This window comes from Rhodococcus sp. T7, assembly GCF_009872365.1.
In the GTDB taxonomy this organism is placed as follows: domain Bacteria; phylum Actinomycetota; class Actinomycetes; order Mycobacteriales; family Mycobacteriaceae; genus Rhodococcus_F.
The window spans coordinates 1-3,243 of record NZ_WXYH01000159.1; the positions used below are offsets into that span (position 1 = coordinate 1).

A 3,243-nucleotide genomic window follows, 5' to 3' on the forward strand; every position below is an offset into this window, starting at 1 on the left:
AGTAGGTCGAAGTTGGCTCGCCCGCACATCTGTCGTGTGAGCATCTTGATCCTGTTCACGTGCCCCCGGGCGGTGCCAGTACTGTGCGGCAGTGTCAGCCCCGCGGTGAAAGCGTCGAGATCACGGACCAGGCCCGCAGCGAACGACCGTAATGCCGACGATCCTTCTCGCCGCGCGCGGCCGATCCAGGCGTTCAGGTCGTCGCCGCGCCGATCGACCATGATCTCGACGAAATCCCGGACCAGTCGACCGGTGGCGGCGAGCGCGGGGTTGCGCGCCAGGAGCGCGTCGCGCCCGACCCGGTCCTCATCGGTGAGCCGGTCCGGTCGTCGGGTCAGCCACCCGGTGACCTGAGGACGCTGGGCTCGGCCGGCCTCGAGGGCGGTGCGGTGTGGGCGGTGCGCCGTAGCCGCCAAGTTCGGAGATCTCGCGCGTGAGGACTGTCGCGTCGACACATCCGGCGGCGACACGTTCCCGCAGAGGGTGCGTACTCGTCGAGCAGACTACGGCCGTCCGCGTGGTTGGCAGCAGGTCTTGGGCATCGGTCGTTCTTCCCTGCGAGAGCAAATCGTGGACGGCGGCGTGGCCGCGACTGTCGGCCAGGCCACCTTCGGTCGGGTCGGGAGTCGCCGAGCAGGGATTGGCGATCCCGTCGTTGGTGCTCGTGGTCTCGGTGAGCGCAGGTCGGCGCTGTGGCGGATCACCGTCTTCTGAACCGCCCTGGATCGAGCGGAGACTTCGTTCAGGCCACCTCGAGGATCGAGGCGACGGTGGAGCACAGTTCACGGTAGCGCGTCTCGTAGTCGATCGGCGGAAGGTAGTCGATCGCGGCGGTGAAGGTGATCGGCTGTCCGGTGTGGCGAATTCGGCGCAGACGCTCGACGCTGACCAGGACGTTTTTGCTCACGCGGTCTCTGCCTGGGCGATCAGGGCGTCGAGTCGGGAGACGAGGGTGCGGTGCCGTTCCGCTTCGTCGATCCATCCGCGCCGTTCTGCGTCTTCGGCGAGGTCGTGGGCGTCGACGCGTTGCGCGGCGAGGACGGCGAGGTGGGTGGCGTCGGTGTGAAAGCTCGGGCAGTGCTCGCAGATATTGGCATAGGGGCAGGCGCCTTTCGCGGGTGCCCGCAGGCAGCAACCACCGGCCGGGGCGAGGCCCGCCATGTCGTCTTCGGCTACGGTCGGCATCACTGCATCGGTTCCGTGCTCGCGCAGTCGAACCTCGAGATCATGCTGCGTGTGCTCTTCGAGCGTCTGCCCGACCACCGAGTGGACTGGGCTCGCGCTGTCCGCAAGCAGAGCGTCTCGTTACACGCCTTCGACACTCTGCCAATCACCTGGTGAGAGCGCGGGAGGACCGCCGCGACGCATGCCCTCCCCCTCGACGGGATTGACCGGAAGGCTATGCGGGAAGTAGAAAATCGCTTCTCGCACCAGCCGGCACTCCGCAACGCGAGCAGGTCGACGAATCCTGGTATCAAGACCTGCCTCACCGAAAGGCCACAGTGAGGCCGCGGGGTCCAGTGAGCCTCACGACACAACATCTTGGACGTTGATCTCGCAACCTCCGAGGTGATACGTGGGATCGCTGATGCCGTGGCACTCACCGAGTCCTCCCACCGTAGACAGTCGCCGTCACTCCAGACGTCAAAATGATTGTGCAACAACACAAACCCGTACTGAAGGGATTGCGCACCCCCCCGAAAGGAGCATTCCCGAACATTCACGGCGCGGCCGGCGATCGTCAAGTGCGCCGCACGCCGACGTGCCTGGGCAGGTTGTACGAAACGCCGAGGAATTGGTGCGCCGGTCATTCTAGTGGTGTGTCTCGCAAATAATTGACTGTCAATTCGATAGAATCCCTGCATGAGGAACCCGGTACCCGCTCTGGAGATATCCGATGGGCAGCGCGTTGTGCTCGAGTCGTTGGCGCGCTCGCAGTCCGGTGCTCACCGGGAGGTGGTGCGGGCCAAGGCGCTGTTGATGGCGGCCGATGGTGTGGCCAACACGGCGATCGCGCAGGCGTTGTCGGTCTCGCCAGGGTCGGTGGCGAACTGGCGGGCACGCTTCGACGAGGACGGCCTCGCACGGTTGGGTGAGGTGCGCAAGGGGCGTGGCCGCAAGCCGTCGATCCCGCAGGCGAAGATCGAGGAGATCGTGGACCTGACGCAGAACTACCGCCCGAAAGGCGAGACTCATTGGAGTTGCCGGACGATGGCAGAGTATGTCGGAGTCTCGAAGGACACCGTCCAGCGCGTCTGGTCCGCTCGCGGACTCAAGCCGCACCGAGTCGAGACGTTCAAGCTGTCGAACGATCCCCGGTTCGAGGAAAAGCTCGTCGACGTCGTCGGTCTGTATCTGAACCCGCCCGAGCGGGCGATCGTGTTGTGCGCGGACTGGGGGTCCCTCCCGCTTGCGGGGGCGAAGTCGTCGGTACAGGCCCTCGACCGGACCCAGGCCTCGCTGCCGATGATCAAAGGCCGGGGTGAAACGATGACTCACGACTACAAGCGTCACGGCACCACCACCTTGTTCGCCGCGCTCGACGTCCTCACCGGCAAGGTGATCGGCCAGCGCCTGCCGCGGCACCGTCACCAGGAGTTTCTGAGATTTCTGCGGACCATCGACCGCGAGGTGCCCAAGGACTTGGAGATCCACCTGATCCTGGACAACTACGCCACCCACAAACACGAGAAGGTCCGGACCTGGCTCGACAAGCATCCACGGTTTCACCTGCACTTCACTCCCACCTCCTCGTCGTGGCTCAATCTGGTCGAACGTTGGTTCCGAGAGTTGACTGATAAAGCTCTGCGGCGCGGGGTATTTCACTCCGTGCCGCACCTCATCGTCTCGATCGAGGAATACCTCGACGCCCATAATGAACACCCCCGACCGTACGAATGGACCGCCACCGCCGAATCGATCCTCGCCAAGGTTGCGCGCGGCCGCGTCGCACTGGAAAAGATCAGCTAAATCCGAGACGCACCACTAGTTCGTGATCGGGGGTCTTCGATACCCTCCCAAACACGTGTCGGATGACTTCGATTTTCCTGGCGCTGAGCGGCGGAGGCGGACAGCAGAACCGGCAATGGCGTAATCCGTGAGCCGTAGATACCTGTACGGCAGGCGTGACAGTCACGGTGTGTATCGAGGTAATACATGTTCTCGGCGGAACTTGTCAAGGTGTTTGAGTCCAACGGGAGTTACGCCGCGGCTTGATCCCCGTCGGAGTCGTCGTGCTCCCGC

Annotated in this window: 4 protein-coding genes; 1 reads left to right on the forward strand and 3 read right to left on the reverse strand. The window is 64.2% G+C overall.

All coding sequences use genetic code 11. The features are described from left to right. The 3 genes from MLGJGCBP_RS17290 to MLGJGCBP_RS17300 form a co-directional block, all read right to left on the reverse strand. A partial coding sequence (locus tag MLGJGCBP_RS17290; protein WP_201453097.1) for a transposase occupies positions 1 to 416 on the reverse strand: 416 nt, incomplete at its 3' end. A 326-nt stretch (positions 417 to 742) separates the two neighbouring features. After that, positions 743 to 907, reverse strand: coding sequence for a hypothetical protein (locus MLGJGCBP_RS17295; RefSeq protein ID WP_160097153.1), 165 nt, complete (start codon positions 905 to 907; stop codon positions 743 to 745). Beyond that, a complete protein-coding gene (locus MLGJGCBP_RS17300) occupies positions 904 to 1,185 on the reverse strand; it encodes a transposase (protein ID WP_236581161.1) in 282 nt (93 codons plus the stop codon). Before MLGJGCBP_RS17300 ends, MLGJGCBP_RS17295 begins: the two co-directional genes overlap by 4 nt. 678 nt (positions 1,186 to 1,863) lie before the next feature. On the opposite strand from MLGJGCBP_RS17300, the gene MLGJGCBP_RS17305 reads away from it, so the two are divergent. Continuing rightward, positions 1,864 to 2,970 carry an IS630 family transposase gene (locus tag MLGJGCBP_RS17305; RefSeq protein ID WP_160097155.1) on the forward strand — a complete coding sequence of 369 codons (1,107 nt, stop codon included), beginning with the start codon at positions 1,864 to 1,866 and terminating at the stop codon, positions 2,968 to 2,970. Positions 2,971 to 3,243 lie beyond the last annotated feature (273 nt).